Genomic DNA, 26,158 nt, shown 5'->3' with positions numbered 1-26,158 from the left:
CTTTTGGTGTCGAAGGAATCCATCGACGAGACCCGGAACCAGACATGCGTTACCCCGCAGCGTCCAAATTGATATTCGCGTAATACTGCCACAAATTGAGATAATGTGGACGCACAAATGGCCGAAGGGTGACATTACAACTTCAAGATTTGGCGATGATCATTTATTCATCTAGCATTAATGCGCATAGGTCGCTGACGGCCTGCCACGGCAGCATCGTGCGCGACCGCGACAAACCAACAAAACCGGAAAATATATGACGAACGAAACACGCACGCTTGAAATTCACTTCCGCTATTGTATTGGCATATTAACATCAATAATCATATTGATTGCCACATACAAATGGACTGATATACCTGATTTCACAAATTATCTGAGCAATGCCGCGACAATGACATCACTTATGCTCGGACTTGTGGCAATCTTTTACTCATTTATATCCAACGCTGGATTATCGAAAAGCTTAGGCAATATCGAAGACATCTCAGATGATATTCGCGCGTCAAAAGATCAGGTTTCCGAATTCATAGAACTAACAAAAAGTTCAACCGAATCGGCCCGACACAACACTGAATCGATTGAACGATTCTCCAATGACATTAACATAACTTTAACGGCCTTACGCTCGACTCTCGACGACGTTAAAACAGAGACAGCAGCACTAAACTCATCGATAACAGCCATCCCCACAAGATTCGATCAATTGGAATCGAGATTCCGATTAATTGGGGAGAAGCCGACCGTCTCAAATTATAGCGCGACAGATATAAGTGATGACGCGGTAAAACGGTTTTTAGAAGTTACGTCGCTTGCAGGAAATCTGTTCACCTATGCTTGCGTACTAGCAAAGGCAACCCAGAAAAACCTATCCATTTCTACTTTTTGCCAGGCAACGGAGATATCACTGGAAAATTTTCTTTCCGGATTTATGCAGTGCATGTATGGCATCAACCTAATTCGTCGCTCCGAAATTAGCGGCCAACCCAAAACTTATAATTTGACTTTCTGCAATAAATATTTAGAAGATAATTCGAAAAAATATATAGCCGACTACATCGAGAAGCGCTATGCCGACAGAGTCGAAGACCTCGAAATGTGGCGTCTAAGACTCAAAAAGGTCGAAGATATGTTTTCATGAACGTGTTGTCGTGCTTTTTAATACGCACACCGCCTAACGCCTAAATAATGCGGTGTGCATCGAGTTCTTGCAGCTTTTGTGTCGACAGGTGCAGACGCAGTTAGTGTCGCGTGCCATTGCAAGGCATAACGCTCACATCCTTCCGCTCATGCGCCTCCTCCTGCTCGACCTGCCGCTTCATCACGCGCCCGCCCATCAGATTCTCGAACACTTCCAGATCGAGCTGCGACTGCGCCTCGGCATCGGCCGCCACTTGCCCTAACAGCGAAAGCAGCCGAACCCGATCCATCGCCGGCGTCTCCGGGCTTTCAATCGCACGCGCCAGCGCCGCCAGCTGCGAGAACTGGCGCAAATGTCGACGCCCCGTCAACAGCGCTTCCTGCAACAGCGCCCCGAGCAGATCGACGCGCTTCTGCGAAAGCGGCTTCTTGGGAGCGGAAGAATTGGACGTCATGATGAAGTCTCCGGAATGCTCATCAAAAAAGGCCCTGGCGTTATCTCACGCGTAGGGCCTTAGCATAGCTCGCCAATATTAATCCTTAAGCGATGCGTTCTTCCGTCGCCGGATCGAACAACACCGCCTTCGACACATCGAACAGCAGCGACATATTCTGGTCCGGCTGCGGGTTCGCGCCCGGGTGCACGCGGCTCACAATGCGCTTGCCGTTCACTTGCGCGAACACCAGCGTATCGGGCCCCGTCGGCTCGATCACGTCCACCCTCACCTCGACCTCCTGCAGCTTGCCGCCTTCCGCATTGTGCGCATGGCGCGGATCGGTAATCCGCTCAGGCCGCAAGCCCAGAATGACTTCCTTGCCGATATGCGATTGCGCGCTCGCCCGTCGAAGCTCAAGATGTCGGCCTGGTCGGCACTGCGGCTTGCGGTACGTCGACGCAGTATTGGCGGTGCGGGCGTGTCGTTCCGATGAGGTTGGTCGTTTTTCGTTTAAAGCTCAGGTGTTTGCTTGTCGATAAACCTTAACCCGGGGGCGTAGCGAGCGACGACTCTCGGGTTTTCGTGGCACCCGCACGCGACGTAATCGCCGCTGATCGCCTGCTTCAAACCGCCTAATGCCTGGTTGACCGGACGCATGTCCATCGACATGCCCGAGCCACCGACGATCACGCCCATCGACTTGCATTGCGCGCACCATGCGCTGTGCCCGACGTATGCGATGTTTCGCTTCTTTCCCTGATCGTCTTCGACTGTGTCTTGATGCGGTGGCACCATCACGTAACCACCGCTCGTTAGCGGATCGCCGTCTACGATGGCGTAAAAGATGCGCGTCATTTTTCGTGCTCCGGCTTATTGACGCGTGATTGCGACGCGGGTGCCGATATGGCGTGGCCTGAGATAGCCGCTGCTGTCGATATTCAGAAAGCCGGCGCGGGAATCATGCACGTACAAGTCGAAAAGACGGATCAGGTTGCGCGACAACGTTGGAGGGTTTAGCCATGCTTCCCAATAGGCTTGCTCCGCGGCAGACAACGGCCGGTTCGTCACCGTGTCGCCGCCCGCGGTGGCGATCGTGCGGTCGTACTCCGGTCGATCGGATTGCCACAGCTGCGTCAGATACGCTCGCCAATTGAGCGTGTCGGCATCCACCTTCATACGCTCGTGAAACTGCTGGATGCGCTTCAGCTGGGCGTCGACTTCCGGGTTCGTTGAACAGGCATCTTTGTAGAGCTCGCATGGGTTGCGGCCGAAACGGGCCTTCAGCCAACCGTAGTACAGGCGCATGTGGGCGAATAGCTGCTGCTCCAGTGTGCCGGTTTCCTTCACCGCCTCCATGTATTCGTTAAACAGCGCTTTTACGGTCTCGTCGTATTCGAACAGGTTGTTAATCTTCTCTTCCGCGAGCTTCGGGGCGGTAAACGGTACACCGCTGATCGCAGCTTCGAGACGCATGCGATTCAAAGCGATGCGCGCGAGCATATCGGAGCGCCCCTGTTCGTCCGGTTGATATCCGCCGCCTACGTCGGAATGAACGCCGGGCAGCACGATCTCCTCGCATGCGCTACCGTTTCCGACAGCGGTAAGCGGGAAACAGGCGCGCAGCTCGTGACCGGCGACCAGGTGCACGCATCTCTCTACTTGCTCGGGCACGCGCAGGCGCAAGTCGGAAAGGTTATGAGCGGGCAAGCCGATCGATTCGACCGTGTCGAATAAGCCGAGAAAGCGAATGTGCAGTGGAGCGGATTCGCCATCGAGTGCTGTGTGGCACGGCCAGTGAGGGACGCCGTCTTTCATCGTGCATCGGTCGAGTAAGCGGTTCACGAACGCGCGTGCTAGTGTCGCGCCGCGCGAGAAGCCGAAGACGGCGATGTCGATGCGGGTTACTTTGTTGTTCTTGCGAAGGTTAAAGTAAAAATCAGTCTCGGCCCGCACTAACCGCGCGTCGCTGCCAAGCCCGGCGCCAGCCCCCAATACCTCGCTGTCGCGGACGTTTTCCCACCAGCCCGCATCGCCTGCGTTGAGTGGACTCCCAACGCCTGGGTAATAGAAGCGATTGATGAGTGGCGTCTCCTGAAAGGCATGCCCCGAATACAAGCGGGCGACATTCGACAGCTTGTGTTTCGGTTCATCGATGCGAGAATTGTTGCCTGTTCCGTCGAAGAAGAAGGTGAACCACGGCTGTTGCTCACAAGTAGCGCAGGTCGAAAACTCTTCAGCATGAAGTTGCGTTGCCGTCTTCATCGACCTTAAGAAGTCCATCGGACTATCAGTTAGCCAGTCCTGCATCGTCATTCCCCTAGCTGTCGCATCACACGGTGTCCATAAAACAATTGGTCGACCCGTGGACTTGATTTGGCATATGGCTTTGCCCACTCCCAAACAAATTCGGCCTCTACCTCATGTTGAGGGAAAAATCGGATGATCAGAAAATTCCCGGTCTCAGGGTTGTTTGATGTCTCTCCCTTCACCACGACGTCCTTACTAAATGTCTTCCACGTCGCCTCAGCATCGTTATGCCCTCCAACGCGCCACACCACTTTGATTGTCTGACCTACGCCGGGGACCGAGGCGTAGCCCATGTGGCCACCGCTGGTTCCTCCCCTCGAGAATTCACTAACCTGGATACCTTCTAGTCCGGTTCGCTGGCCTGATTCGGTAAGAACCCAAAACTCCTGGATGTAGTCCTCGGTGTAGTTCGCAGCCCACGCCGGTGCACTAACATAACCGCGCGACTGTACCGATGCGCATCCGTAGGTAAGAGACATCACGACTATGAAAAGCGATAAGCAAGCAATTCGCGCGAATGAAATACCCATTCATGTGCTCCTAAAGCAGCAAACAAACAATTCGTCTCACTCACTAGTCTCCCATTTGACGCATGACGCGGCGCCCGTAGAGCAACTGATCAAGGCGCGGGTTTGGTTGTCCGTGCGGACCCGTCCACTCCCACATGAATTCAGCCTCTACCTGATGCTCGGGAAAGAAGCGAACGATCAAGTGGTTCACCGCTTTCCGATCGCTTGATGTCTCCCCCCTCACAACGATCGCTTTGCGAAAAGTCTTCCAGTTCGTTTCCGCTTCATGGCGACCGCCGACGCGCCATTCGACAATCATGGTTTGACCAGCCCCTGGAACCGGCGCACAACACTCCTGTCCACTGAGGCCCCCGTTTGAGAACTCCTGAACCTGGATGCCTCCCATTCCCGTACGCTCGCCGGCCGCAGTCAAAATCGAGAAATCTGGAACATAGTCTTCGCTGTAATTCACCGCAGACACAGATGCCGTCACGTAGTTACCGGATCGCGCAGACGCGCACGCGCAGAGCATTGCCGCGATCGCCACGTAAAGCATCAAGCAAATAATTCGTTTCACTCACTAGTCTCCCATTTGACGCATGACGCGGCGCCCGTAAAACAGCTGATCAAGCCGTGGACATGGCCCGCCGTGTGGTCCTGGCGAGTCCCACACGGGTTCGTGGTGACGACCCACGCGCCATTCGACAAGCAGGGTTTGGCCCGGTCCCGGAATCGGCGCACAACATTCTTGTCCACTAAGGCCGCCTCTCGAAAACTCCTGAACCTGGTCCCCTCCCATTCCCGTATGCTTGCCTGTCGGAGTCGGAATCGAAAAATCAGTAACATAGGCTTCGGAGTAGTCCACTCCGTACACCCGCGCATCTACATAGCCATGTGTTGCACAGCCGCACACCCGCAAAGCTGCCCCACAATCCCCAGAAAAAACAACAAGCAAACAATCGGTTTCATTCACCACGTCCCTTGAGTCAAAAAGTCCGGCATCCATTCAAATTTTTTCCAACTGCCACGACCCTGGCGCAGGATCAGGCTGCCGCGCCGCGCTCACCGACAGGAACGAATTCCGTCGAAAGGCACGGCGTGCGATGCGGACTGTCGGTGATCACGTCACCGTTTTCGAGCAGGCTTCCGACCACAGCAAACGCGAGCTGCGGATTGCCACGCATTCCGACGCCGGTGACCACGCGCGCGCGGCTTCCGTCCGGATACTCCACGCAATCGCCGATACGGGCAGCCTTGCGGTCCGTTCCCGGCACCTCCCAATCGCTGGTTGCGTGCGTGAGCACGCCGCCGCGCGCGGTCGTCGATCCGCGAACGACAAAACGGTGATCAGGTCCGCGTGACGGCGGCGCCCACGCTGCATCGAACAAGCCCGGAATCACTTTCCCGTCCGGAACAAACAAGGTCATGCGAAGGCTTTGCCAAGGCGTTTCGATGATCCGGTCGCCGTTGCTCAGACTGCTCCCGACCAGCGCCGCGGGCCGATTACCGATGACACGCGCAGCGCCCGCACCGTCCGTGACGACGGCTTCGCTTCCGCCGGCATAGGTCACCACATCGCCGACGCGCGCAATGCCGAGGCCACCGATTGAGACCATCGATCCGGTCGTGACGCGTCCGCCTCGCTCCGTGAGCGCGCCGACGGTTGCATAGCAATACGTCTTCCCTTTCTGTTCTTGTTCTGACATGTCCATTTCTTAGTGCGTGGATGAATCGCGCTGACGGTCTTAGCGCTTGCTTATCTCGAACGAGATAAGCACGACAAATTACGCGAGCTAAGACGCCACGTCTATTGGACGATTCTTAGCTTTTCTAATGCTGTTTTTGGATTTCTTTGGACACGGAGGAAAACTGCTTACTGTGCGGGGGATTGCTAGGTTTTCATTGCCCCAAGCAGGCTTTAAGACTTCGCTTGTTGGGAATATCTTTAGCCCGTACAAGTCATTGCATTCATTCATCCGATCATCGAAAATATGATGGATCGCTAAAGAACGTGAAGCGCGTTCTTTCCACAGCAAACGGAATGAGAAGAAGGGGGAGCAGGAAGGAGATAGAGCGCGGGTCGCAAGGGTTGCAGCCCTCACGGCCCGCTAACCACAACCAACTCATATGAGGAGTTGACCATGGCTAAACGCAATCATAAAACAGAGGACGGCAATTCGGTTCGCTACTTGACCGTGTCGAGACTACGACAGCCGTTTTATCGGCCGAAGGGGTGGCCGTTTTGGAAGGACACTCCCGCGGATTATCCGCCTGCGCCCTGGATTCGTCTGTCGGGGCAATGGCTGAGAGAGGCCGGGTTTGAGATTTCCGACAAGGTGCGTGTGGAAGTGCAGAAGGGGAAGTTGGTGATTACGCCGGCTTGATTTGAGCTACTCGGGGACCAGAGGGTGGTTGGCTCTGGTCCGCGCCAGTCTATCCAGTTCCATTGGAAACCGGAATATTCACCGGACAGGCGTTTAACCGGAACTGGAATGGTTAATCGCCGCTCTCCGCCGAGCAAATCCGCTGCCCTAAGAGCGCCTTCATTAGTCCAACAAGCACTCCCACCGAGGAGGAAGACGCCCATCTGGACCGAGAAAACCCGACGGCGTCGCACCCAGATGGCGTTACAACGTAGCCTGCGCGATCTCCTCTTTCAGCTTCGCGACTAGCTGACTACCCTTTGCAACTTGATCATCGCCTCCAAGCGCATCGAACATGCATTTGACGATGTCAACGCTTTTGGCAATGTCAACGTCATCGATAGATGACGTGTCGATAGAGGCGACGTCAGCGGGGTCCGGTTCGGCGAGTCCCGCAGCTACTGCTGCGACACGCATCGAAACGTAAAACAGTAGGTTGTTACGGCCTTGTGCGTCGAGGTCTGCACGAGCTCGTAGGGCGCTGAAGACCCTCTTGACAATCACCGCAGCAACTCGATACAAGCCAATGGGCATCGCGGTTGAAAACACCTTTGCATAGTCCTCGTCTTTTTTCAGTAAGGACGACGGACGTGCACGCGCGTCATCAGGTCTTTGAAGCAAAATCGACATCACCGCCTGCGCCATAAGCGAAATGCTCACGATCTGATCGACCGATCTTCCCTCATTCTTATAGAAATTTTTGCGTCGATCATAGAACAAACCGTATGGGCGTAGATGCTCCTCAATGTCTCGGTGAATCTTGTCTGTGGCGCGAAGGGAAGCCGCGGGTATAGTGGTCTGACTATTGGTCGCCTTGATTACTCTATCTCGACTCTCCGGCTTAGTGGGCACGATTACGCGCACTAACAGATTGCGCTCATCCTTTAACGTGTTTGCCTCCTTAAAATAGCGATAAATTTCATTTGACGTCTGCAGGCCGTTGACGATCTGTGGATCTTCAAGAGTAAGTGTTTTTGCGCTAACCGTGGCTTTGGCGGCGATGATAGTGACTCCATTATTAAGCCACCAAAAATCTTCGCCACCCGTGGTCCTTAAAGACGCTGATATTTCTTCATTTACCGTCGTCGATCCTTGGTAGTCGCGAACGTTGGCTTCGAACAAGTTTCGGCGTAATCTACCGATCTCGTCCCGAATGAATGCGTCGAAGTCGCGAAGCTTAACAAGAGAAACATAACCAACGTCTCCCGCTGAGCTAATTGGGTTCTCGGCTAAGCTTAGACTATAAGCCGATGGGGGTTCCTGCCGTGCCAATGAAAGAAGTTTACTCGCGCCGAGAAAGTCGAACGAAAAATCTGAATGAGAAAAGAGACCCCCCAGTTTTTCGCCCAATATTTCCGTCTTGCGGACCACGTTTGGATGAACATCTGCACCTTTCGTAGCGTAGACGTACCGGAAACGCAGCGTAGGAAATTTGGAGGCCAGACCTGAGTATATGCGACGGAAGTTTCCGACCGACGCACGCACGCCTTCATTGAAGACGGACTTTAACGCATCAAGGTCCTTAGCTAGATTGAACAAGTCCTCCGTTGAGGCAGTAAGTTTCTCAACGGCGGTCTCACTGAATCCATCGGTTAGCTTTGATTGAATTAGGACAGTTTCAATGACAACCCCCTTTTTCAGGGAAGATATGTCAAAGTCTTCCTGTGCCAACTCACCATTCACAATCACATACATTGAGTCAATACCGCCGTCTTGACTTCCATCTACGATCCCTGACTCGATCTCGTCATAGCCAAGGTCAAAATCTTTGAGTACCTGCTCCGCAACAAATATTTCAAAGAACTCTGATTTCGAAGTGGAAGGAGCTCGCTCTTGGTGTTGCTGATCAATGATCTGCTCAAGAATAATCTTGTCGTTGGAACTCACGTTTGTTTCCCGGCTGTGGACTGGATCTAAGGTTCTGTCAGTGCAATTGTAATCCGACGAGGCAAATCCAATGAGAGCGACAACCAACTTTATGCGATATGGATAGCATCGCAACTCACGCGCCATTTAAGCCCACTCGTCACAGATTTTCGAATGCACAAGAAAGAGACCGCTTGCCGTGCAAAGCGGTCGTATTCAGCAGTGGTGACGTTTCCGGAGACGAGTAGAACAGCTACTGGGTCCAGCATCAGGACTATGTAATAGCGCTTTTCGTCGTGTCGTTCTTCGCGCCGATGTTGCTCAAGGCCGCCTCAGGCCTGTTCTCGGAGCGTGTCTTGCTGGTAGCCGACGCCATCGGCCTCGGCCTCTTCAGCGTCTCGGGCACATCGCTCGCGTTAGACGCCCAACTCCCCGGCTTCACCGCAGCGATGATGGGCGTCACCACCGGCGTCTTCGGCGGCGTGATCCGCGACGTGCTGTGCAACGAAGTCCCGCTCATTCTGCGCGACTCCCGCCCCTACGCAACCTGCGCGTTCGTCGGCTGCCTGCTTTATGTCTTTCTCGATCACATCAACTTCGACAACGTCTATAGCGTGCTCATCGCGACCATGTTCATCCTGATCGCGCGGCTCGTCACCTTCAAATTCGACATCCGCCTACCGCATTAGCGCATTGCAACGCGGCTAATGCCTAGTACCATTCGCCGCCACCACAAACACATCCTTACCGTGATGTGCCTCCTGCTGCGCCTGCCGCTTCATCACGCGCCCGCCCAGCAGATTCTCGAACATATCCAGATCGAGCTGCGACTGCGCCTCGCCATCGGCCGCCACCTGCCCTAACAGCGCAAGCAGCCGAACCCGATCCACCGCCGGCGTCTCCGGACTTTCAATCGCACGCGCCAGCGCCGCGAGTTGCGAGAACTGGCGCTGATGTCGCCGCCCCGTGACCAGCGCTTCCTGCAGCAGCGCGCCAAGCAGATCGACGCGCTTCTGCGATAGCGGCTTTTTGGGAGTAGAAGAATCGGACGTCATGATGCAGTCTCCTAAAAGCTCATCAAAAAAGGCCCTAGCGTCATCGCACGCCTAGGGCCTTGGCATAGTCCGTCGTCAAAAATCCTTACGCAATCCGTTCTTCCGTCGCCGGATCGAACAACACCGCCTTCGACACATCGAACAGCAGCGACATATTCTGGTCCGGCTGCGGATTCGCGCCCGGGTGCACGCGGCTCACAATGCGCTTGCCGTTCACCTGCGCGAACACCAGCGTATCGGGCCCGGTCGGCTCGATCACGTCCACCCTCACCTCGACCTGCTGCAGCTTGCCGCCTTCCGCATCGTGCGCATGGCGCGGATCGGTAATCCGCTCAGGCCGCAAGCCCAGAATGACTTCCTTGCCGATGTGCGACTTCACCTTGCCGTCGAACGGCAGGTTCAGCACCGTTTTCTTGACACCGGTGTCGAGTTCCATGCCGACGCCGGAACCCTGCTCCACCACCTTGCCTTGAATGAAGTTCATCGGCGGCGCACCGATAAAGCCGGCCACGAACAGATTGGACGGCGAGTCATAAATGTCCTGCGGCGCGCCGAACTGCTGCACAATGCCGTCCTTCATCACCGCAATGCGGTCGCCAAGCGTCATCGCCTCGATCTGATCGTGCGTCACATACACGATCGTCGTGCCAAGGCGCTGATGCAGCAGCTTGATTTCCGAGCGCATCTCGATGCGCAGCTTCGCGTCGAGGTTCGACAGCGGCTCGTCGAACAGGAACATCACCGGGTCGCGCGCCAACGCACGGCCCATCGCCACACGCTGACGCTGGCCGCCCGACAGTTGCCCCGGCTTGCGATCGAGCAAATGCTGGATTTGCAGCATGTTCGATACGCGATCCACAATCTGCGTCTGCTCGCCCTTCGGCACCTTGCGGATATTGAGGCCGAACGAAATGTTGTCGCGCACCGTCATCGACGGGTACAGCGCATACGACTGGAACACCATCGCGATATCGCGATCCTTCGGCGACAGATTATTGACAGTCTTGCCATCAATCTGAATCTCGCCCTTGGTCACGGTCTCGAGCCCGGCAATCATATTGAGCAGCGTCGACTTCCCGCAACCCGATCCGCCCACCAGGATCAGGAACTGACCATCTTCGATGTCGATATTGACACCCTTCAAGACCGGCACCCCGTTCGGGTAGGTCTTGTACACGTCACGGATGGAAAGGCTTGCCATGCTGTGAATCCTCTAGTCTCTTAACCTGCTCGATTAACCCTTCACCGCGCCCGCCGTCAGGCCGCGCACGAAATAGCGGCCGGCGATCACATAGACCAGCAGCGTCGGCAGCGCCGCGATAATCGCGCCTGCCATGTCGACGTTGTATTCCTTCACGCCGGTCGACGTATTGACGAGGTTGTTCAGCGCCACCGTGATCGGCATCGAATCGACGCCCGAAAACACAATACCGAACAGGAAGTCATTCCAGATCTGCGTGAATTGCCAGATCAGACACACCATGAAAATCGGCAGCGACACCGGCAGCAGAATCTTCGTGAAGATCATGAAGAAACCCGCGCCGTCGATGCGCGCCGCCTTCACGAGCTCCGCCGGGATGCTCACGTAGAAGTTGCGGAAGAACATCGTCGTGAACGCAATGCCGTAGATCACGTGCACCACCACGAGGCCCGTCGTCGTATTCGAAAGACCGAAGAAGCCTTCGACGCGCGCCATCGGCAGCAGAATCGCCTGGAACGGAATAAAGCAGCCGACCAGCAGCATCGTGAAAATCGCGTCCGCGCCGCGGAAGCGCCAGTGCGTGAGCACGTAACCGTTGAACGCGCCGATAATCGACGAGATCAGCACGGCCGGAATCACCATGCGCACCGAGTTCATGAAGAACGGCTCCATGCCGTCGCATCGCACGCCGGTACACGCATGGGCCCACGCCTTGATCCACGGCGCAAAGGTCCAGTTCGTCGGCGGCGTCAGCAGATTGCCGTGACGCAGCTGATCGATGTCCTTGAACGACGTGGAGAGCATCACGTACAGCGGAAACAGGAAGTAAAGCGCAAACAGAATCAGCACCGCGTAAATCACCGCGCGGTTGAGGTTCATCTTAGGCTGCATTGCGGGTACCTCGCGATTCCAGATACATCAGCGGCACCAGCACGGCGACCACCGTCGCCAGCATCATCATCGACGATGCCGCTCCCACTCCCAGCTGCCCGCGGTTAAACGAAAACGTGTACATGAACATGGCCGGCAGATTCGACGACGTGCCCGGCCCGCCCGCCGTCATCGCGACGACGAGGTCGAAGGTCTTGATCGTGATGTGACACAGAATGAGCAGCACCGAGAAAAACACGGGCCGCATGCTCGGAATCACGATCTTGCGATAGATGGTCGGCAGCGTGGCGCCGTCCACCTGCGCGGCCTTGAAGATCTCGCTGTCCACGCCGCGCAAACCGGCGAGGAACAGCGCCATCACAAAGCCCGTGGATTGCCATACGGCGGCGATCACGATACAGAAAATGGCTTTGTCCGGATCGCCGAGCCAGCCGAACGTAAAGCTTGTCCAGCCCCAGTCGTTGAGCACCTTTTGAAAGCCGAGGTCCGGATTCAAGATCCACTGCCACGCGGTACCGGTCACGATGAACGACAGCGCCATCGGATACAGAAACACCGCGCGCAATGCGCCTTCGTTGCGAATGCGCTGGTCGAGCAGAATCGCAAGGAACAGGCCCAGGCCAATGCAGATCGCAATGAACGGAATGCCGAACCAGCCGAGATTTTTTGCCGACGTCCAGAAAACGTCGTTGTCGAACAGCTCGCGGTAACGCGCTAAACCGGCGAAGTCGTAACGCGGCAACAGTCGCGAATTCGACAGCGACAGATAACCGGTAATAAGAATGAAGCCATAGACGAAGACCAGACTGATCACGATGCTGGGCGACAACACCAGCTTCGGAATCCAGCGGTCGGCGAGTGCCGCCATCGGCGACGTGCGGCTCGGCACGGAAACCGTGCGCTTTGCGTTTCCGCTAATAGAAGCAGTCACAACTCGACTCCTGGAACTATGCCGCGAGGGCCGGCGCGCTTTTCGTCGGAAAATCCGGAAAAGTGCGGCCCATCGATGCGGCCGAGGGCGCGACTGTCGTCGAACCGTCTTGGCCCGAAGCGCGCTTATGCGGCAAGCACAAGCACGCTCCGGGCATCCTGCTACTGCATATCACTACTGTAGTGCGTGCAGCGCGAATTACTTGGTCTTCGCTGCTTTCGCGAGCGCTTCGACCGCGCTCTTCGAGTCTTCCTGCGAGTTCATGAACTTCGTCACGACGTCGCTGATCGCACCGGCCGTTGCATCGGGCTGAGCCATGCCGTGAGCGAGCGACGGCACATAGCCGCCTGCCTTGATCGCAGCCTGTTCATCGGCGTACGACTTCTTCGCGCAATCGTCGAACTTCGCCATCGACACGCCAAGGCGAACCGGAATCGAGCCCTTGTACAGGCTGAACTGTTCCTGGAAGGCCGGGCTCATGATCGTCTTCGCGAGTGCGAGCTGACCCGGCGTGGCCGCCGATTGACCCTTCTGCTGGAAGAACACGAACGAGTCGACGTTGAACGTGTAGCCCTTGTCCGTACCCGGCACCGGTGCGCAGATATAGTCCGTGCCCGACTTCTTGTTCGCGTTCGCGAACTCGCCCTTCGCCCAGTCGCCCATGAACTGCATGCCGGCCTTGCCGTTGATCACCATCGCCGTGGCGAGGTTCCAGTCGCGACCCGTGCGGCCTGCGTCGAAGTAGCCCTGGATCTTGCGGACCGTGTCGAACACCTGAAGCATTTGCGGCGACGTCAGCGTCTTCTGGTCGAGGTCGACGAGCGCCTTCTTGTAGAAGTCCGCGCCTTGCGACAGCACGACGTCTTCCCACAGCGTCAGGTCTTGCCACGGCTGGCCGCCCATTGCGATCGGCTGGATGCCCGCGGCCTTCATCTTGTCGGCCACCGCGAAGAACTCAGGCCACGTGGTCGGCACCTTGCCGCCCGCCTTGTCGAGCGCGGCCTTGTTGATGTACAGCCAGTTGACGCGGTGCACCGAGAACGGCGCGGCCACATAGTGACCGTCCGCATGCATGATCTTGTCGATTTCGGGCGGGAGCTCTTTCTTCCAGTCGCCGGCGACGGAGTCGATATTGACGAGCACGCCTTGCGATGCCCAGTCCTGAATCAGCGGACCCTTGATCTGGGCCGCGCTCGGCGCGTTGCCCGCGATCACCTGGGTCTTCAGTGCGGTCATGGCCGCGGCGCCGGCGCCGCCGGCCACGGCGAAGTCCTTCCAGACGTAACCCTGCTTCTGCAGATCATCCTTCAGCACGCCGATGGCCTTCGATTCGCCGCCCGACGTCCACCAGTGCAACACCTCGACCTGCTCGGCCGCTTGTGCCGCAGCGACGCCACACATCAGACCTGCGGCGCACAGGGCGCCCATGATCGCACGGAATTTCATTGCTTATCTCCTCCAGACACCTGACTTAAACACGTTGAGCCCCTGCTGGACAGGGAGCGGTTATGGTCGAATCAAACACGCAAACAACCCGAACACTGCGTGATCACTGCGGGAACACAGCGTGACGAACAGGCATCGACAAGCGCTTCGCTTCCTGGCGTGCGCCTGCTAGCCGAAGTCCGGCCGCGGATGCTCAAGAGATGAGTGACTCGGAATGCAAAGAACGTCTCCTCTTTTGCTTTTGTGCCTGCCCGCGTCGCGCGTTGCAGACTCGAGGCGCTGTTCACTCCCCCGCACGCCCTTCGTTAAAGCCCTTGATGCTGCACACGCCTAGCGTGGACACCGCATCAAAACGCATTTGTCGATAACATGCCGGGAAGCTTTCTCGACTCGGTGAAAACGCGCATTCCCGCAGGCCCCGCACGCTTTTTTCATCGAATTCACGCTACCTCTTGATTTGGATTGTAGTTAAACTACAATTCAGTGTCAAAAAAAATTTTATCGCACTACGGCCTGCTTTCAGCGCCTTCCAAAGGCATCGCGGAGACACATGCAAACGGATTCCAGCTTCACTTTCGTGCTGTTCGGCGGCACCGGCGATCTATCGATGCGCAAGATCCTGCCCGCGCTGTACGAAGCGCATCGCGCAGGCATGCTGGCTCCGGGCGGCAAGATCTATGCGGTGGCGCGTCATATCGACGGCCGCGAGCAGTACCTGCAATGGGTCAATGAACACGTGCGCGCCCATGTGGCCAATGCGCAGTTCACGGAAGACGCGTGGCGCACGTTCCTCGATCGTATCGAGTTTGTCGCCATCGACCTCGGCAAAGCCGAAGACTTCGTCCTGCTGCGCGATGCGATTTCGAATCTGCCCGGTATTCGCGTGTTCTATCTGGCAACGGGCCCTTCGCTTTTCGTGCCGATCTGTCGCGCGCTTGCATCGGTCGGGCTGAACGAGAATTCGCGCATCGTGCTCGAGAAGCCGTTGGGTTACGACCTGCGTTCGTCGAATGCGATCAACGACGCGGTCGGCGAGATGTTTGCCGAAGAGCAGATTTACCGGATCGACCACTATCTGGGTAAAGAGCCCGTGCAGAACCTGCTCGCCTTGCGTTTCGGCAATGCGCTGTTCGAGCCGCTATGGCGCCGCGAATGGGTCGAGAGCATTCAGATCACGATTGCCGAAGAACTCGGCGTGGAAGCGCGCGGCGATTTCTACGACAATACGGGCGCCTTGCGCGACATGGTGCAGAACCATTTGCTGCAGCTGCTTTCGATTGTCGCGATGGAGCCGCCGCATTCGATGGATTCCGATTCGGTCCGCGACGAAAAGCTGCGCGTGCTGCGCGCGTTGAAGCCGATCGATCCGCGCGATATCAGCCGCGTGGCCGTGCGCGGTCAATATCACGCCGGTGTGATTCGCGGCGCGGCGGTGCCGGCCTATACGAACGAATCGGGCGTGCGGCCCGACAGCACGACTGAAACGTTCGTCGCGGTCAAAGCGGAAATCGAAAACTGGCGCTGGGCCGGCGTGCCGTTCTTCCTGCGCACGGGCAAGCGTCTGGCCGACCGGATTGCGGAGATTGTCGTCAACTTCCGCGCGGTGCCGCATTCGGCGCTTGGCGCGAACGCCTTGCGCGCCGGCGCCAACCGTCTGGTGATCCGCTTGCAGCCGAACGAAACGATCCGCCTGTACTGCCTCGCGAAGAAGCCCGGCGAAGGGATGAACCTGTCGAGCGTTCACCTCGATCTCGCGTTCGATCAGTTCTTCCGCGAAGGTCAGATGGAAGCGTATCAGCGGCTATTGCTCGACGTGATCAACGGCCGGCTTGCGCTGTTTGTGCGTCGCGACGAGCAGGAAGCCGCATGGCGCTGGGTCGAGCCGATTCTCAACGAATGGGCCGCCTCGGGCACGAAGCCGAAGCCTTATGCGTCGGGCACCTGGGGCCCGGCGGCGGCAAGCGCGATGCTCGCGCAACACAACACCTGCTGGCTCGAGGAAGAGAATTAATCGACTGTTCGCCATTTCCGATGTCATATTTCCCGCTGTTCCTAGACTAAACAAGAAAGCAGCACGGAGGAGAAATCCATGATCCAGCTACATGCTTTCGACGACCAGGCGGCACAATCGGCCGCTTTGGCCAAGGCCGTGAGCAACGCATTGCAGGCGTCGCTTGCCGCCCAGACCGCCACGCCCGGCGTGAGCGCCGGCCGCGTGACCTTTGCCGTGTCGGGCGGCACGAGTCCGCGTCCATTCCTGCAAACGCTGTCGCACGAGCCGTTCGACTGGTCGCGCGTCGACGTGACGCTCGTCGACGACCGCTGGGTGCCCGATACCGACAGCGCAAGCAACTCGCGTCTCGTGCACGAAACGTTGCTGCAGAATGCAGCGGCGAGCGCGAGCTATCTGCCGCTCGTCGATACGTCGACGACGCTCGAAGCGCAGGTCGCCAAATTGAACGGCGATCCGAAACGGCGCGTGCCGAATGTCGCGGTGCTCGGCATGGGCGAAGACGGGCACACCGCGTCGATTTTCGCGGACGCGCCCGAATGGGATTTCGCGATCACCACCACCGACCATTTCGTTGCCGTGCATCCGGGCAGCGCGCCGCATGCGCGCGTGAGCTGGTCGATGTCGGCGTTGAAGAAGGTCGATCATCTGTTTTTGCTGATTGCCGGTCCGAAGAAGATGGACGTGCTGAACGAAGCGTCCGCTACCCTGCAAAAAAAAGCCATTTCTCAGCTCGCAAACGACAAGGGGGTAAGACTCGATGTCTACTGGTGTGCCAACTAAAGCTGCCCCGCAAGCGGGCCAGCACGCCGATGGACCGAGGCTTCTCGCCGATGTCGGCGGGACCAATGCGCGATTCGCGCTCGAAACCCGGCCGGGGGAAATCACCCAGGTGCACGTTTATCCGTGTGCCGACTATCCGGGCATCGCGGACGTCATCAAGAAGTACCTGAAAGATACGAAGATCGGCCGCGTGAATCACGCGGCGGTCGCCATCGCGAATCCGGTCGACGGGGACCAGGTTCGGATGACGAATCATGATTGGCACTTTTCGATCGAAGCGACGCGTCGCGCGTTGGGCTTCGATACGCTGCTCGTCGTCAACGACTTCACGGCGCTTGCGATGGCCTTGCCGGGGCTCACCGATACGCAGCGCGTGCAGGTGGGCGGCGGCACGCGCCGGCCGCATAGCGTGATCGGCCTGCTTGGGCCGGGTACGGGGATGGGCGTGTCGGGTTTGATTCCGGCCGACGACCGCTGGATCGCGCTGGGCAGCGAAGGCGGCCATGCGTCGTTTGCGCCGTCCGATGAACGCGAAGACCTCGTGCTGCAATATGCGCGCAAGAAGTGGTCGCATGTGTCGTTCGAACGCGTAGCGGCAGGGCCTGGTATCGAGATCATTTATCGCGCACTGGCGGCGCGCGACAAGAAGCGCGTGCCGTCGACGCTCGACGTGGCCGAAATCTCGAAGCGCGGGCTTGAAGGCGATCCGCTGGCGGCTGAAACGCTCGATGTGTTCTGCGGCATTCTCGGCACGTTCGCCGGCAATATCGCGGTGACGCTCGGCGCGCTCGGCGGTATTTATATCGGCGGCGGCGTCGTGCCGCGCCTGGGCGACTTCTTTGCAAAGTCGTCGTTCCGTCAGCGCTTCGAAGCGAAAGGCCGCTTCGAAGACTATCTGAAGAACGTGCCGACCTTCGTGATTACCGCTGAATATCCGGCGTTTCTCGGCGTCTCGGCGATTCTCGCGGAACAGCTGTCGAATCGCACGGGCGGCAGTTCTTCGGCCGTGTTCGAGCGCATTCGCCAGATGCGCGACGCGCTGACGCCGGCGGAACGCCGCGTGGCCGATCTCGCGTTGAATCATCCGCGCTCGATCATCAACGATCCGATTGTCGATATTGCGCGCAAGGCCGATGTGAGTCAGCCGACCGTGATTCGCTTCTGCCGCTCGCTGGGCTGCCAGGGCTTGTCCGATTTCAAGCTGAAGCTCGCCACCGGTTTGACGGGCACGATTCCGGTGAGCCATAGCCAGGTGCATCTCGGCGACACGGCTACCGACTTCGGCGCGAAGGTGCTCGACAACACGGTGTCCGCGATTTTGCAGTTGCGCGAGCATCTGAACTTCGAGCATGTCGAAGCGGCCATCGATGTGCTGAACAACGCGCGGCGTATCGAATTCTATGGGCTCGGCAATTCGAATATCGTCGCGCAGGATGCGCACTACAAGTTCTTCCGCTTCGGCATTCCGACCATTGCGTATGGCGACCTCTATATGCAGGCCGCTTCGGCTGCATTGCTTGGCAAGGGCGATGTGATTGTCGCGGTGTCGAAGTCGGGGCGTGCGCCCGAGTTGCTGCGTGTGCTCGACGTGGCGATGCAGGCCGGTGCGAAGGTGATCGCGATTACTTCGAGCAATACGCCGCTCGCGAAACGCGCGACCGTTGCGCTCGAAACCGATCACATCGAAATTCGCGAATCGCAGCTTTCGATGATCTCGCGCGTTCTGCATCTGCTGATGATCGATATTCTCGCGGTGGGCGTGGCGATTCGTCGTGCGGTGCCCGCAGCGGAAGTGACCGACGCAGTTACGAAGGCGCGGCAAGGGGCGGATGAAGAGACGAGCGCGGTGCTGGACTGGTTGAGCCACGGGGCGGCGGCTACGCCTAAAGACTAAAGCCAAGTGTTCAGACGGCGGCAAGCGCATTTTGCCGCCGGGTTAAAAGGCCGACCTCTCGCAGATCGGCCTTTTTTCTTGCGGCTATCGATCGTGCTGCGGGCGAAGAGCACGGCGCCTTCGAGATCCAGTCCGGTTGACCCCTTAGCGCACCTCGCAGCATCGATGCCCAACGTATGAGACGATTGAGGCATCGATAACGCACTCTCTTCTGCAGCATGGCGGACCTCATTTCTGTGCCCGCGTCGGCTTTGACCGAAGGTCGCGCGGCGCTTGCGCGCATCGATGCGCGCGCAACACATCATCGTTACCGCATCGCATCCGGCGCGCGCATCGTGTGGCGTGTATTCGGCAGCGGCAAGCCGCTCGTGCTCATGCACGGCGGACACGGCAGTTGGACGCATTGGGTTCGCAACGTCGAAGCGCTCTGCGCAATGCGTGAGGTATGGGTGCCGGATCTGCCCGGTTACGGCGATTCGGATGCGTTGCCGCCAGGCGCCGATTTCGAAACGTTTCTCGCGGCGACGCTCGCATCGCTCGATGGTCTTATCGGCGCGTCGACTGAAATCGATCTCGCAGGGTTTTCGTTCGGCGGCGTGGTCGCGTCGACGCTCGCGTGCCGCAGGCCGGTGGGCAAACTCGCGCTGGTCGGCAGCGCGGGTCATGGCGGCAAGCGGCGGCCGCAGCGCGAGTTGCTGAACTGGAAAAAAGTACACGCCGAAGACGAACGCCGCGCGATGTTCGATGCGAACCTCAAATCGTTCATGCTGCACGATCCCGCCAACGCCGATTCGCTCGCGCTGACCGTTTATGAAGACGCATGCCTGAAGACGCGCTTTCGCAGCAAGGACGTGTCGCTGGCAAGCTCGCTTGCGCCGCTGCTAAAAACAGCCGATGTCGATCCGCTGCTGTTGTGGGGCACGCACGATGTCACCGCGGCCGAGCCGCAGGCGTTTTCCGATCAGTTGCATGCGCAAGGTGTTCGCCATCGGTTCGCCCTGGTTGCGAATGCGGGACACTGGGCTCAGTTCGAAGCGGCCGACGATGTGAATCGGCGCGTGATCGCGTACTTGTCGGAAGCGGATAGCTGACCGCGTTGGGCGGCTGTGTGTTTTGCAGAAGCGGAAAGTCACGCCGCCAGGCCGCGCGCGTCAATGCACCTCTCATGCACCTTAGCGCGCCGGCGCCGCCGCGACCGGCCGCGCATGCCAGCGCACGATCAGCACGCGCCCGAGATAACAAAGCAGCCCGCACACGGCAATCGTCACGCCCATCCCTTGCGGCGACCCATCGCGCCACAAGCCGACTGCAAGACTCGCGAGCGCGCCGAGCCCGAACTGCACCGCGCCGAACAACGCCGCCGCCGCGCCCGCACTGGTCGGATAGCGATGCATGAGATCGGTCACACAGTTCGCCGACAGCAGCCCCACCATGCCGACGACGAAAAACAATCCGAACACGATCGACCACAAACCGCCCCACCCTGTCAGACACACGAGTGCGACAAACAGCGACGCAAAGCAGCTGACGGCGGCGGCGACGATGATGATGCGCACGGGTCCATGCCGCCCGACCATCCGCGTATTGAGAAAATTGCCGCCCATGATGCCGACGATATTGAGGCCGAACAGAAAGCCGTAATGCTGCGCGGACACATGGAAGTACTCGATATAGACGAACGGCGTAGCGGTGATATAGGCGAACATCGACGCGAACGCCATGCCGCCGCATAGCAGATGGCCCCACGCGACCGGGTCTTTCAGCAGCTTCCCGTAGGCCGCGAAGGACTTCAGCAGCGCCGAATTCGCGCGCTTCTCGCGCGGCCACGTTTCCGGCACGCGCAGGAACGCGGTCACCGCGCAGAACGCGCCGAACAGCGTCAATACGACAAACACGACGCGCCAGCCGCCGAGCAACAGCAATTGCCCGCCGATCAGCGGCGCAAGCAATGGTCCGACCGATGTCACGATCGCCATCATCGACATCACGCGCGCCGCTTCGCCGGGCTCGTGCGCATCGCGCGCAATGGCACGCGCGAGCACCGACGCGGCGCCCGCGCCCAACGCCTGCACGAAGCGGAACACGACGAGCGAGCCGATCGAGAACGACAGTGCGCACGCAATGGTCGACAGCACGTACATGATGATGCCGCCCAGCAGTACCGGCCGCCTTCCGAGCGAATCGGAAAGCGGCCCATAGAGCAGCATGCCGATCGAGAAGCCGAGCATGAAGCTCGTCAGCGTCGTTTGCGCGGCGCTCGCGCTGATGGCGAACGCCTGCGTGAGCGACGGCAGGCTCGGCAAATACATGTCGATTGAAATCGGACCGCATGCGGCAAGCGCGCCGAGCAGCAGAATCAGCCGCAAATCAGGCCGGCCTTTGGTGGCGTGGGACATTGAATGACAAGTGAAGCGCTAAATGACGCGTGGGGGCGGCTCGCCGCAAGTCCGCCAAACCGGTATTAACTGGATGCGGATGCAACGAATGGCGAGTGACGATGTAGCGGATTCGTAATTGTAGCCGACGCGAAGTCGAAAGCTATTTCACTTCGCTTGCAGCCGAGGCGTTATTGGGGGAATGCGCGGTCGGCCTGCGACGGTGCTTTCGGTTAAGCTGCCCGCTTTAACCGATGCAATTTGTCGACTGAAACCGTTATGACCGCTTTTCTGCTGATCTGGAGCCCCAGGAAGTGGCCTTGGCCCGAATTGCCCGATATGGCAAAACGGGTCGCCGCGGGCGAAGCGGTTGCCGACGTCTGGGGTTGCGGCGTCGCGCGCGGCATCATGCCCGGCGATCGCGTGTTCGTGCATCGCGTCGCGCAGGAGCCGAAGGGGCTGTTCGCTTCGGGCTATGTGACGCGCGCGCCGTATGAGGTGCCCGATGCGGCGAGCAAACGCGGCTATCGGTTGTGTATCGATTTCGTCTACGACTGGCTCGTCGATGCGCGCGAAGAGGTGGTGATTCCGCGCGACGCATTGCGCACGCATCCGTTTTCGGTGCAGACGTGGGATGCGCAGAGTTCGGGCACGTCGATCAAGCCGATGGTGGAAGGCGCGCTCGAGAAGCGGTGGAAGGAATTGACGGGCGCGCGGATCCGGCCGGCGCTCGCAGCCGGAAAAAACCGCAAATAGCCGGCAAACCGCGCGCCTCCGCCCGCCCCCGCGCCATCCGGCCACGGGCCGATCCGCCGCGACTCCGGTACAATTTCACGAGACCATTCAGCCGCCGCGGCCCGCCCGCAACACAAGGCAAGCCGCCCGCCGGCTCTGATCGCGGCGCCACGGGTGCCGTTGCGCGCCCTGTGCACCAGCGCGCAGCATCCGCACTACCCGCTCGAACTGCGGCTGAAACTAGCGCTGCAATTACCGCTGCAATCACCGCTGCAATCACATTACGCAGGCCCAAGCCATGTCCAGGAACCAAGCTCTCTTCGAACGCGCACAACAGACCATCCCCGGCGGCGTCAATTCGCCCGTGCGCGCGTTCCGGTCGGTCGGCGGCACGCCGCGCTTTATCGAGCGCGCGCAAGGCCCGTACTTCTGGGACGCCGACGGCCAGCGCTATATCGACTACATCGGCTCATGGGGGCCGATGATCGTTGGCCACGTGCATCCGGAAGTGCTCGAAGCGGTACAGCGCGTGCTTGTCGATGGCTTTTCGTTCGGCGCGCCGACTGAGGCCGAAATCGAAATCGCCGAGGAAATCTGCAAGCTGATGCCGTCGATCGAACAGGTGCGCATGGTGTCGAGCGGCACGGAAGCGACAATGAGCGCGCTGCGTCTGGCGCGCGGTTTTACGAACCGCAGCCGCATCGTCAAGTTCGAGGGCTGCTATCACGGTCATGCGGATAGCCTGCTCGTGAAGGCCGGCTCGGGGCTGCTGACGTTCGGCAATCCGACGTCGGCGGGCGTGCCCGTGGATATCGCGAAACATACGACCGTGCTCGAGTACAACAGCGTCGAGGCGCTCGAAGAGGCGTTCGCGGCGTTCGGCAACGAGATCGCATCGGTGATCGTCGAGCCCGTGGCGGGCAATATGAACCTCGTACGCGCCACGCCGGAGTTTTTGCAGGCGCTGCGGCGTCTGACGAGCGAATACGGCTCGGTGCTGATTTTCGACGAAGTGATGTGCGGGTTCCGCGTCGCGCTCGGCGGCGCGCAGCAGGTGTACGGCATTACGCCGGACCTCACGTGCCTGGGCAAGGTGATCGGCGGCGGCATGCCCGCAGCCGCATTCGGCGGACGGCGCGACATCATGGCGCATCTCGCGCCGCTCGGCGGCGTCTACCAGGCGGGCACGCTGTCGGGCAATCCGATCGCGGTTGCGGCGGGTTTGAAGACGCTGCAACTGATTCAGGCGCCCGGCTTCTACGACAAGCTCGCGCGGCAGACCGCGCGTCTTGTCGGCGGCATGACCGAGGCAGCGCGCGCGGCGAAGGTGCCGTTCGCGGCCGATTCGATCGGCGGCATGTTCGGTCTTTACTTCACCGATGCGATTCCGCGCAGCTTCGCGGAGATTTCGCATTGCGACGTGCCGCGCTTCAATGCGTTCTTCCATAAGATGCTCGATGCGGGCGTGTACTTTGCGCCGTCCGCGTATGAGGCGGGGTTCGTGTCGAGCGCGCACGACGATGCGGTGATTGACACGACCGTCGAAATTGCACGCAAGGCATTTGCAGCGTTGAACGCGTAACAGGACACCGATGTTCTCGCAAACCGATTTCGTTCATATGGAGCGCGCGCTTTTGCTTGCGGCGCGCGGCATGTACACGACCGATCCGAATCCGCGCGTGGGCTGCGTGATCGTAAAGGACGGCGCGGTGATCGGCGAAGGCTTTACGCAGCCGGCCGGCCAGGATCATGCGGAAATTCGCGCGATGAAGGATGCGCGCGCGCGTGGTCACGAACTGCGCGGTGCAACCGTCTATGTGACGCTCGAACCGTGCAGTCATTTCGGCCGCACGCCGCCGTGCGCGAATGCGCTGATCGAAGCGAAGGTTGCGCGCGTGGTCGCGGCGATGGAAGACCCGAATCCGCTCGTGTCGGGGCGTGGTTTGTCGATGCTGCGCGATGCCGGTATCGAAGTGCGCTGCGAGTTGCTTGCGAATGAAGCGCGCGAGCTCAATATCGGCTTTGTGTCGCGCATGACGCGCAACCGTCCGTGGGTGCGCATGAAAGTGGCGGCGTCGCTCGACGGCCGCACCGGTTTGCCTTCCGGCGAGAGCCAGTGGATTACCAGCGAGGCTGCGCGTGCGGACGGCCATGCGTGGCGTGCGCGCGCATCGGCGATTCTGACCGGCATCGGCACGATTCGCGAAGACAACCCGCGTATGACGGTGCGTGCCGTGGATACACCGCGCCAGCCAAAGCGCGTGTTGATCGATAGCCGGCTCGACGTGCCGCCTGAAGCGCACATTCTGGCGGGCGCGCCGACGCTGATTATTTGCGGCCATCTCGACGAGCGGCTCGAAGCGCGCGCTGCTGCGTTGCGCGATCGCGGCGCGGAGATCGTGGCGCTACCGAATGAGAACGGCAAGGTCGATCTGCCGGCTATGTTGAAAGAGCTCGCGGAACGCGGCGTGAACGAGCTGCATGTGGAAGCGGGATACAAGCTCAATGGCTCGCTGCTGCGCGAAGGGTGTGTCGATGAACTGCTCGTTTATCTTGCGCCGAGTTTGCTTGGTTCGGATTCGATGAGCATGTTTAACCTTGTTGCGCCGGCATCGCTTGATAAGCGCGTGCAGCTCGAGTATCAATCGGTTGATCGGATCGGCACTGACATTCGTATTCTTGCGCGGCTTGTGCCGCCGCCGCCTTTGCACTGAACAGGAAACGTCAACGATGTTTACAGGAATCGTCGCGGCCGTCGGCCGTATTGCCTCGATCACGCCGCTTGGTCACGAGCCGGAAGCGGGTGTGCGGTTGACGGTCGAAGCGGGTGCGCTCGATCTCGAGGATGTGCAGCTCGGCGACAGTATTGCGATTCAGGGTGCGTGCATGACGGTGATCGGGAAGACTGATCATTCGTTTGATGTTGATGTGTCGCGCGAGAGTTTGAATTTGACGTCGGGGCTTTCGCAGACCGGTGAGGTGAATCTTGAGAAGGCGTTAAGGGCGCATGACCGGCTTGGCGGACATATCGTGTCGGGGCATGTCGATGGGATGGGGACGGTGACGCGGTTTGCGCCTGTGGGGGAGTCGCATGAGTTGCGTGTGCTTGCGACCAGGGAGATTGGGCGTTATCTCGCGTATAAAGGCTCCATTACAGTGAATGGGGTGAGCCTGACGGTCAACTCCGTTAGCGACCGCGAAGATGGGTGTGAGTTTTCGATCAACCTGATTCCGCATACCGTGCAGGTGACGACGCTTAAGCATCTTCAGGAAGGCGCTAAGGTCAATCTGGAGATTGATTTGATTGCGCGGTATGTGGAGCGGATGCTCGGGGCGTCTCAGGACGGCTATAACGCGTCGAAGTAATTCGGTTTTTGGCTTTTCCACTGTCTACCGTCGTCTCGCTAAACCCCGCTACAGCTACGAGTTTCTGACGGTATTTCTGATGGTATACGGCCGTTTTCTGCGGTTCGTATACCGTCACGCCTCCAGAATGCGGCCTCTTCAACGCACCGAATTCAGCTGCCTGCCGCGTCAGTGTTGGGATCGGCGGTGAGGCGTGGAGACAGATCAAGGCAGATATCGCACGAAGTTTTGCACACTTTCTAGCTCGGATGCGTCCGGAAGCTTCGAATTCTTTGACCACGGAAGGCAATTTCTGACGACTCGTCTGGCAGAAACAGGCCCGCCGCCGATCAAGATCACGCGGACCACGCTCGACTCATGCCAGTTGCATGAGACAGCGATCGGCCAACATGCGACATCCACCGCGAACCCGATCTGGACATTCGTGTGTCGGCAAACAGTCTGAAAGCAGACCGGCGTCGATTGCATGCTCCCGGGCATATGAGCCGCTTCCGCCACAGGAACCGACGATCGCGTCGTGATCACCGGGAACATTGACAATCCGAATTTTGCTTCGGTACCATGCTGCGCGAATGCAGGCATGCTTAGAGAACTAAAAAAGCAAGCTGGACTGGCTGCAGAACAGAAGTTGAAAGCTAAGGGCTGCAAAACGGGGCTTCAACACGGGGCTATCTCTAACGGCGTCGACGGCCGTCGCACAGGTTCTTGCCGTTTCCCGAATACTCGCTTTAGCCACGCGGCCTTTGCGCAGCGGCGGCCTGCGGTTCGACCCAAGGCGGGAAGCGCGG

The 26,158-nt window shown here is 58.9% G+C and carries 22 protein-coding genes and 3 pseudogenes; 11 read left to right on the top strand and 14 right to left on the bottom strand.

What is annotated here, in order from left to right:
- Nucleotides 1–256: 256 nt before the first annotated feature.
- Complete coding sequence (locus tag BTO02_RS34120; protein ID WP_156883749.1) at nt 257–1,141, top strand: hypothetical protein; 885 nt, start codon at nt 257–259, stop codon at nt 1,139–1,141.
- A gap of 100 nt (nt 1,142–1,241) precedes the next feature.
- Here the strand turns inward: BTO02_RS34120 and BTO02_RS05320 are convergent, their stop codons facing one another.
- The 7 genes and pseudogenes from BTO02_RS05320 to BTO02_RS05285 form a co-directional block, all read right to left on the bottom strand.
- A complete protein-coding gene (locus tag BTO02_RS05320; RefSeq protein WP_075156149.1) occupies nt 1,242–1,595 on the bottom strand; it encodes a hypothetical protein in 354 nt (117 codons plus the stop codon).
- An 85-nt stretch (nt 1,596–1,680) separates the two neighbouring features.
- Nucleotides 1,681–1,962 (bottom strand): annotated as a pseudogene (locus tag BTO02_RS05315) (TOBE domain-containing protein); the annotation flags it as partial.
- Between the two features lie 125 nt (nt 1,963–2,087).
- Nucleotides 2,088–2,432 (bottom strand): PAAR domain-containing protein, encoded by a 345-nt coding sequence (locus BTO02_RS05310; RefSeq protein WP_075156147.1) that lies wholly within the window; start codon nt 2,430–2,432, stop codon nt 2,088–2,090.
- Between the two features lie 15 nt (nt 2,433–2,447).
- Nucleotides 2,448–3,839, bottom strand: coding sequence for a T6SS phospholipase effector Tle1-like catalytic domain-containing protein (locus BTO02_RS05305; protein ID WP_232243456.1), 1,392 nt, complete (start codon nt 3,837–3,839; stop codon nt 2,448–2,450).
- A gap of 47 nt (nt 3,840–3,886) precedes the next feature.
- On the bottom strand, nt 3,887–4,414 hold the full coding sequence (locus BTO02_RS05300; RefSeq protein WP_075156146.1) for a DUF3304 domain-containing protein: 528 nt from the start codon (nt 4,412–4,414) through the stop codon (nt 3,887–3,889).
- Between the two features lie 43 nt (nt 4,415–4,457).
- Nucleotides 4,458–4,970: a DUF3304 domain-containing protein gene (locus tag BTO02_RS05295; protein WP_232243455.1), complete on the bottom strand. Its 513-nt coding sequence runs from the start codon at nt 4,968–4,970 to the stop codon at nt 4,458–4,460.
- 466 nt (nt 4,971–5,436) lie between these two features.
- Complete coding sequence (locus tag BTO02_RS05285; RefSeq protein WP_075158614.1) at nt 5,437–6,099, bottom strand: PAAR domain-containing protein; 663 nt, start codon at nt 6,097–6,099, stop codon at nt 5,437–5,439.
- Nucleotides 6,100–6,534: 435 nt separating this feature from the next.
- Between BTO02_RS05285 and BTO02_RS05280 the strand changes: the two genes are divergently transcribed.
- Nucleotides 6,535–6,777, top strand: a complete 243-nt coding sequence (locus BTO02_RS05280) for a SymE family type I addiction module toxin (protein WP_083614989.1) — start codon at nt 6,535–6,537, stop codon at nt 6,775–6,777.
- Between the two features lie 243 nt (nt 6,778–7,020).
- On the opposite strand, the gene BTO02_RS05275 is transcribed toward BTO02_RS05280, so the two are convergent.
- Entirely contained in the window at nt 7,021–8,703 is a 1,683-nt protein-coding gene (locus tag BTO02_RS05275; protein ID WP_075158613.1) for an AIPR family protein, read from the bottom strand.
- A 233-nt stretch (nt 8,704–8,936) separates the two neighbouring features.
- Here BTO02_RS05275 and BTO02_RS05270 point away from each other — a divergent pair.
- A pseudogene (locus tag BTO02_RS05270) lies at nt 8,937–9,371 on the top strand (trimeric intracellular cation channel family protein); the annotation flags it as partial.
- A gap of 15 nt (nt 9,372–9,386) precedes the next feature.
- On the opposite strand, the gene BTO02_RS05265 reads toward BTO02_RS05270, so the two are convergent.
- The 5 genes from BTO02_RS05265 to BTO02_RS05245 all read right to left on the bottom strand — a co-directional run bounded on the left by BTO02_RS05265 (nt 9,387) and on the right by BTO02_RS05245 (nt 14,206).
- Nucleotides 9,387–9,737, bottom strand: coding sequence for a hypothetical protein (locus tag BTO02_RS05265; RefSeq protein ID WP_075156142.1), 351 nt, complete (start codon nt 9,735–9,737; stop codon nt 9,387–9,389).
- A gap of 85 nt (nt 9,738–9,822) precedes the next feature.
- Nucleotides 9,823–10,938, bottom strand: a complete 1,116-nt coding sequence (locus BTO02_RS05260) for an ABC transporter ATP-binding protein (protein ID WP_075156141.1) — start codon at nt 10,936–10,938, stop codon at nt 9,823–9,825.
- 33 nt (nt 10,939–10,971) lie between these two features.
- The gene (locus tag BTO02_RS05255) at nt 10,972–11,829 is read right to left on the bottom strand and encodes a carbohydrate ABC transporter permease (protein ID WP_075156140.1); all 858 of its coding nucleotides are present in this window, start codon (nt 11,827–11,829) and stop codon (nt 10,972–10,974) included.
- Nucleotides 11,819–12,760, bottom strand: coding sequence for a carbohydrate ABC transporter permease (locus BTO02_RS05250; protein WP_075156139.1), 942 nt, complete (start codon nt 12,758–12,760; stop codon nt 11,819–11,821). The genes BTO02_RS05255 and BTO02_RS05250 overlap by 11 nt, the downstream gene beginning before the upstream one ends.
- Nucleotides 12,761–12,958: 198 nt before the next feature.
- Nucleotides 12,959–14,206: an ABC transporter substrate-binding protein gene (locus BTO02_RS05245; RefSeq protein WP_075156138.1), complete on the bottom strand. Its 1,248-nt coding sequence runs from the start codon at nt 14,204–14,206 to the stop codon at nt 12,959–12,961.
- A gap of 550 nt (nt 14,207–14,756) precedes the next feature.
- Between BTO02_RS05245 and zwf the strand changes: the two genes are divergently transcribed.
- From zwf to BTO02_RS05225, 4 genes and pseudogenes are all read left to right on the top strand, one after another.
- Nucleotides 14,757–16,217 carry a glucose-6-phosphate dehydrogenase gene (gene zwf / locus BTO02_RS05240; protein ID WP_075156137.1) on the top strand — a complete coding sequence of 487 codons (1,461 nt, stop codon included), beginning with the start codon at nt 14,757–14,759 and terminating at the stop codon, nt 16,215–16,217.
- A gap of 74 nt (nt 16,218–16,291) precedes the next feature.
- Nucleotides 16,292–17,000: pseudogene (gene pgl / locus BTO02_RS05235) on the top strand (6-phosphogluconolactonase).
- Nucleotides 16,978–18,894, top strand: coding sequence for a bifunctional transcriptional regulator/glucokinase (locus BTO02_RS05230; RefSeq protein WP_075156135.1), 1,917 nt, complete (start codon nt 16,978–16,980; stop codon nt 18,892–18,894). Before pgl ends, BTO02_RS05230 begins: the two are co-directional and overlap by 23 nt.
- A gap of 251 nt (nt 18,895–19,145) precedes the next feature.
- Nucleotides 19,146–19,985: an alpha/beta fold hydrolase gene (locus BTO02_RS05225; protein WP_232243454.1), complete on the top strand. Its 840-nt coding sequence runs from the start codon at nt 19,146–19,148 to the stop codon at nt 19,983–19,985.
- Between the two features lie 81 nt (nt 19,986–20,066).
- On the opposite strand, the gene BTO02_RS05220 is transcribed toward BTO02_RS05225, so the two are convergent.
- On the bottom strand, nt 20,067–21,290 hold the full coding sequence (locus tag BTO02_RS05220) for a Bcr/CflA family multidrug efflux MFS transporter (protein ID WP_075156133.1): 1,224 nt from the start codon (nt 21,288–21,290) through the stop codon (nt 20,067–20,069).
- A 258-nt stretch (nt 21,291–21,548) separates the two neighbouring features.
- Here BTO02_RS05220 and BTO02_RS05215 point away from each other — a divergent pair, with 258 nt between their 5' ends.
- The 4 genes from BTO02_RS05215 to BTO02_RS05200 all read left to right on the top strand — a co-directional run bounded on the left by BTO02_RS05215 (nt 21,549) and on the right by BTO02_RS05200 (nt 25,370).
- Nucleotides 21,549–22,025: a hypothetical protein gene (locus BTO02_RS05215; RefSeq protein ID WP_075156132.1), complete on the top strand. Its 477-nt coding sequence runs from the start codon at nt 21,549–21,551 to the stop codon at nt 22,023–22,025.
- Nucleotides 22,026–22,302: 277 nt separating this feature from the next.
- Nucleotides 22,303–23,586 carry a glutamate-1-semialdehyde 2,1-aminomutase gene (gene hemL / locus BTO02_RS05210; RefSeq protein ID WP_075156131.1) on the top strand — a complete coding sequence of 428 codons (1,284 nt, stop codon included), beginning with the start codon at nt 22,303–22,305 and terminating at the stop codon, nt 23,584–23,586.
- 10 nt (nt 23,587–23,596) lie between these two features.
- Complete coding sequence (gene ribD / locus BTO02_RS05205) at nt 23,597–24,718, top strand: bifunctional diaminohydroxyphosphoribosylaminopyrimidine deaminase/5-amino-6-(5-phosphoribosylamino)uracil reductase RibD (RefSeq protein ID WP_075156130.1); 1,122 nt, start codon at nt 23,597–23,599, stop codon at nt 24,716–24,718.
- Between the two features lie 16 nt (nt 24,719–24,734).
- Entirely contained in the window at nt 24,735–25,370 is a 636-nt protein-coding gene (locus tag BTO02_RS05200) for a riboflavin synthase (RefSeq protein WP_075156129.1), read from the top strand.
- Nucleotides 25,371–26,158: the final 788 nt, after the last annotated feature.

Source organism: Paraburkholderia sp. SOS3 (genome assembly GCF_001922345.1).
Taxonomy (GTDB): domain Bacteria; phylum Pseudomonadota; class Gammaproteobacteria; order Burkholderiales; family Burkholderiaceae; genus Paraburkholderia.
The sequence above is the reverse complement of the archived record's forward strand: the minus strand, read 5'-3'. Positions and strand labels throughout refer to the sequence as shown.

What these genes read in the sequence shown, in the direction of transcription:
- BTO02_RS05255 (WP_075156140.1), bottom strand. Translation starts at nt 11,829, where the DNA reads ATGCAGCCTAAGATGAACCTCAACCGCGCGGTGATTTACGCGGTGCTG.
- hemL (WP_075156131.1), top strand. Translation starts at nt 22,303, where the DNA reads ATGTCCAGGAACCAAGCTCTCTTCGAACGCGCACAACAGACCATCCCC.
- ribD (WP_075156130.1), top strand. Translation starts at nt 23,597, where the DNA reads ATGTTCTCGCAAACCGATTTCGTTCATATGGAGCGCGCGCTTTTGCTT.
- BTO02_RS05280 (WP_083614989.1), top strand. Translation starts at nt 6,535, where the DNA reads ATGGCTAAACGCAATCATAAAACAGAGGACGGCAATTCGGTTCGCTAC.
- BTO02_RS05260 (WP_075156141.1), bottom strand. Translation starts at nt 10,938, where the DNA reads ATGGCAAGCCTTTCCATCCGTGACGTGTACAAGACCTACCCGAACGGG.
- BTO02_RS05320 (WP_075156149.1), bottom strand. Translation starts at nt 1,595, where the DNA reads ATGACGTCCAATTCTTCCGCTCCCAAGAAGCCGCTTTCGCAGAAGCGC.
- BTO02_RS05200 (WP_075156129.1), top strand. Translation starts at nt 24,735, where the DNA reads ATGTTTACAGGAATCGTCGCGGCCGTCGGCCGTATTGCCTCGATCACG.
- BTO02_RS05305 (WP_232243456.1), bottom strand. Translation starts at nt 3,839, where the DNA reads ATGAAGACGGCAACGCAACTTCATGCTGAAGAGTTTTCGACCTGCGCT.
- BTO02_RS05230 (WP_075156135.1), top strand. Translation starts at nt 16,978, where the DNA reads ATGTCTACTGGTGTGCCAACTAAAGCTGCCCCGCAAGCGGGCCAGCAC.
- BTO02_RS05300 (WP_075156146.1), bottom strand. Translation starts at nt 4,414, where the DNA reads ATGGGTATTTCATTCGCGCGAATTGCTTGCTTATCGCTTTTCATAGTC.
- BTO02_RS05265 (WP_075156142.1), bottom strand. Translation starts at nt 9,737, where the DNA reads ATGACGTCCGATTCTTCTACTCCCAAAAAGCCGCTATCGCAGAAGCGC.
- BTO02_RS05220 (WP_075156133.1), bottom strand. Translation starts at nt 21,290, where the DNA reads ATGTCCCACGCCACCAAAGGCCGGCCTGATTTGCGGCTGATTCTGCTG.
- BTO02_RS05310 (WP_075156147.1), bottom strand. Translation starts at nt 2,432, where the DNA reads ATGACGCGCATCTTTTACGCCATCGTAGACGGCGATCCGCTAACGAGC.
- BTO02_RS05215 (WP_075156132.1), top strand. Translation starts at nt 21,549, where the DNA reads ATGACCGCTTTTCTGCTGATCTGGAGCCCCAGGAAGTGGCCTTGGCCC.
- zwf (WP_075156137.1), top strand. Translation starts at nt 14,757, where the DNA reads ATGCAAACGGATTCCAGCTTCACTTTCGTGCTGTTCGGCGGCACCGGC.
- BTO02_RS05285 (WP_075158614.1), bottom strand. Translation starts at nt 6,099, where the DNA reads ATGTCAGAACAAGAACAGAAAGGGAAGACGTATTGCTATGCAACCGTC.
- BTO02_RS05245 (WP_075156138.1), bottom strand. Translation starts at nt 14,206, where the DNA reads ATGAAATTCCGTGCGATCATGGGCGCCCTGTGCGCCGCAGGTCTGATG.
- BTO02_RS34120 (WP_156883749.1), top strand. Translation starts at nt 257, where the DNA reads ATGACGAACGAAACACGCACGCTTGAAATTCACTTCCGCTATTGTATT.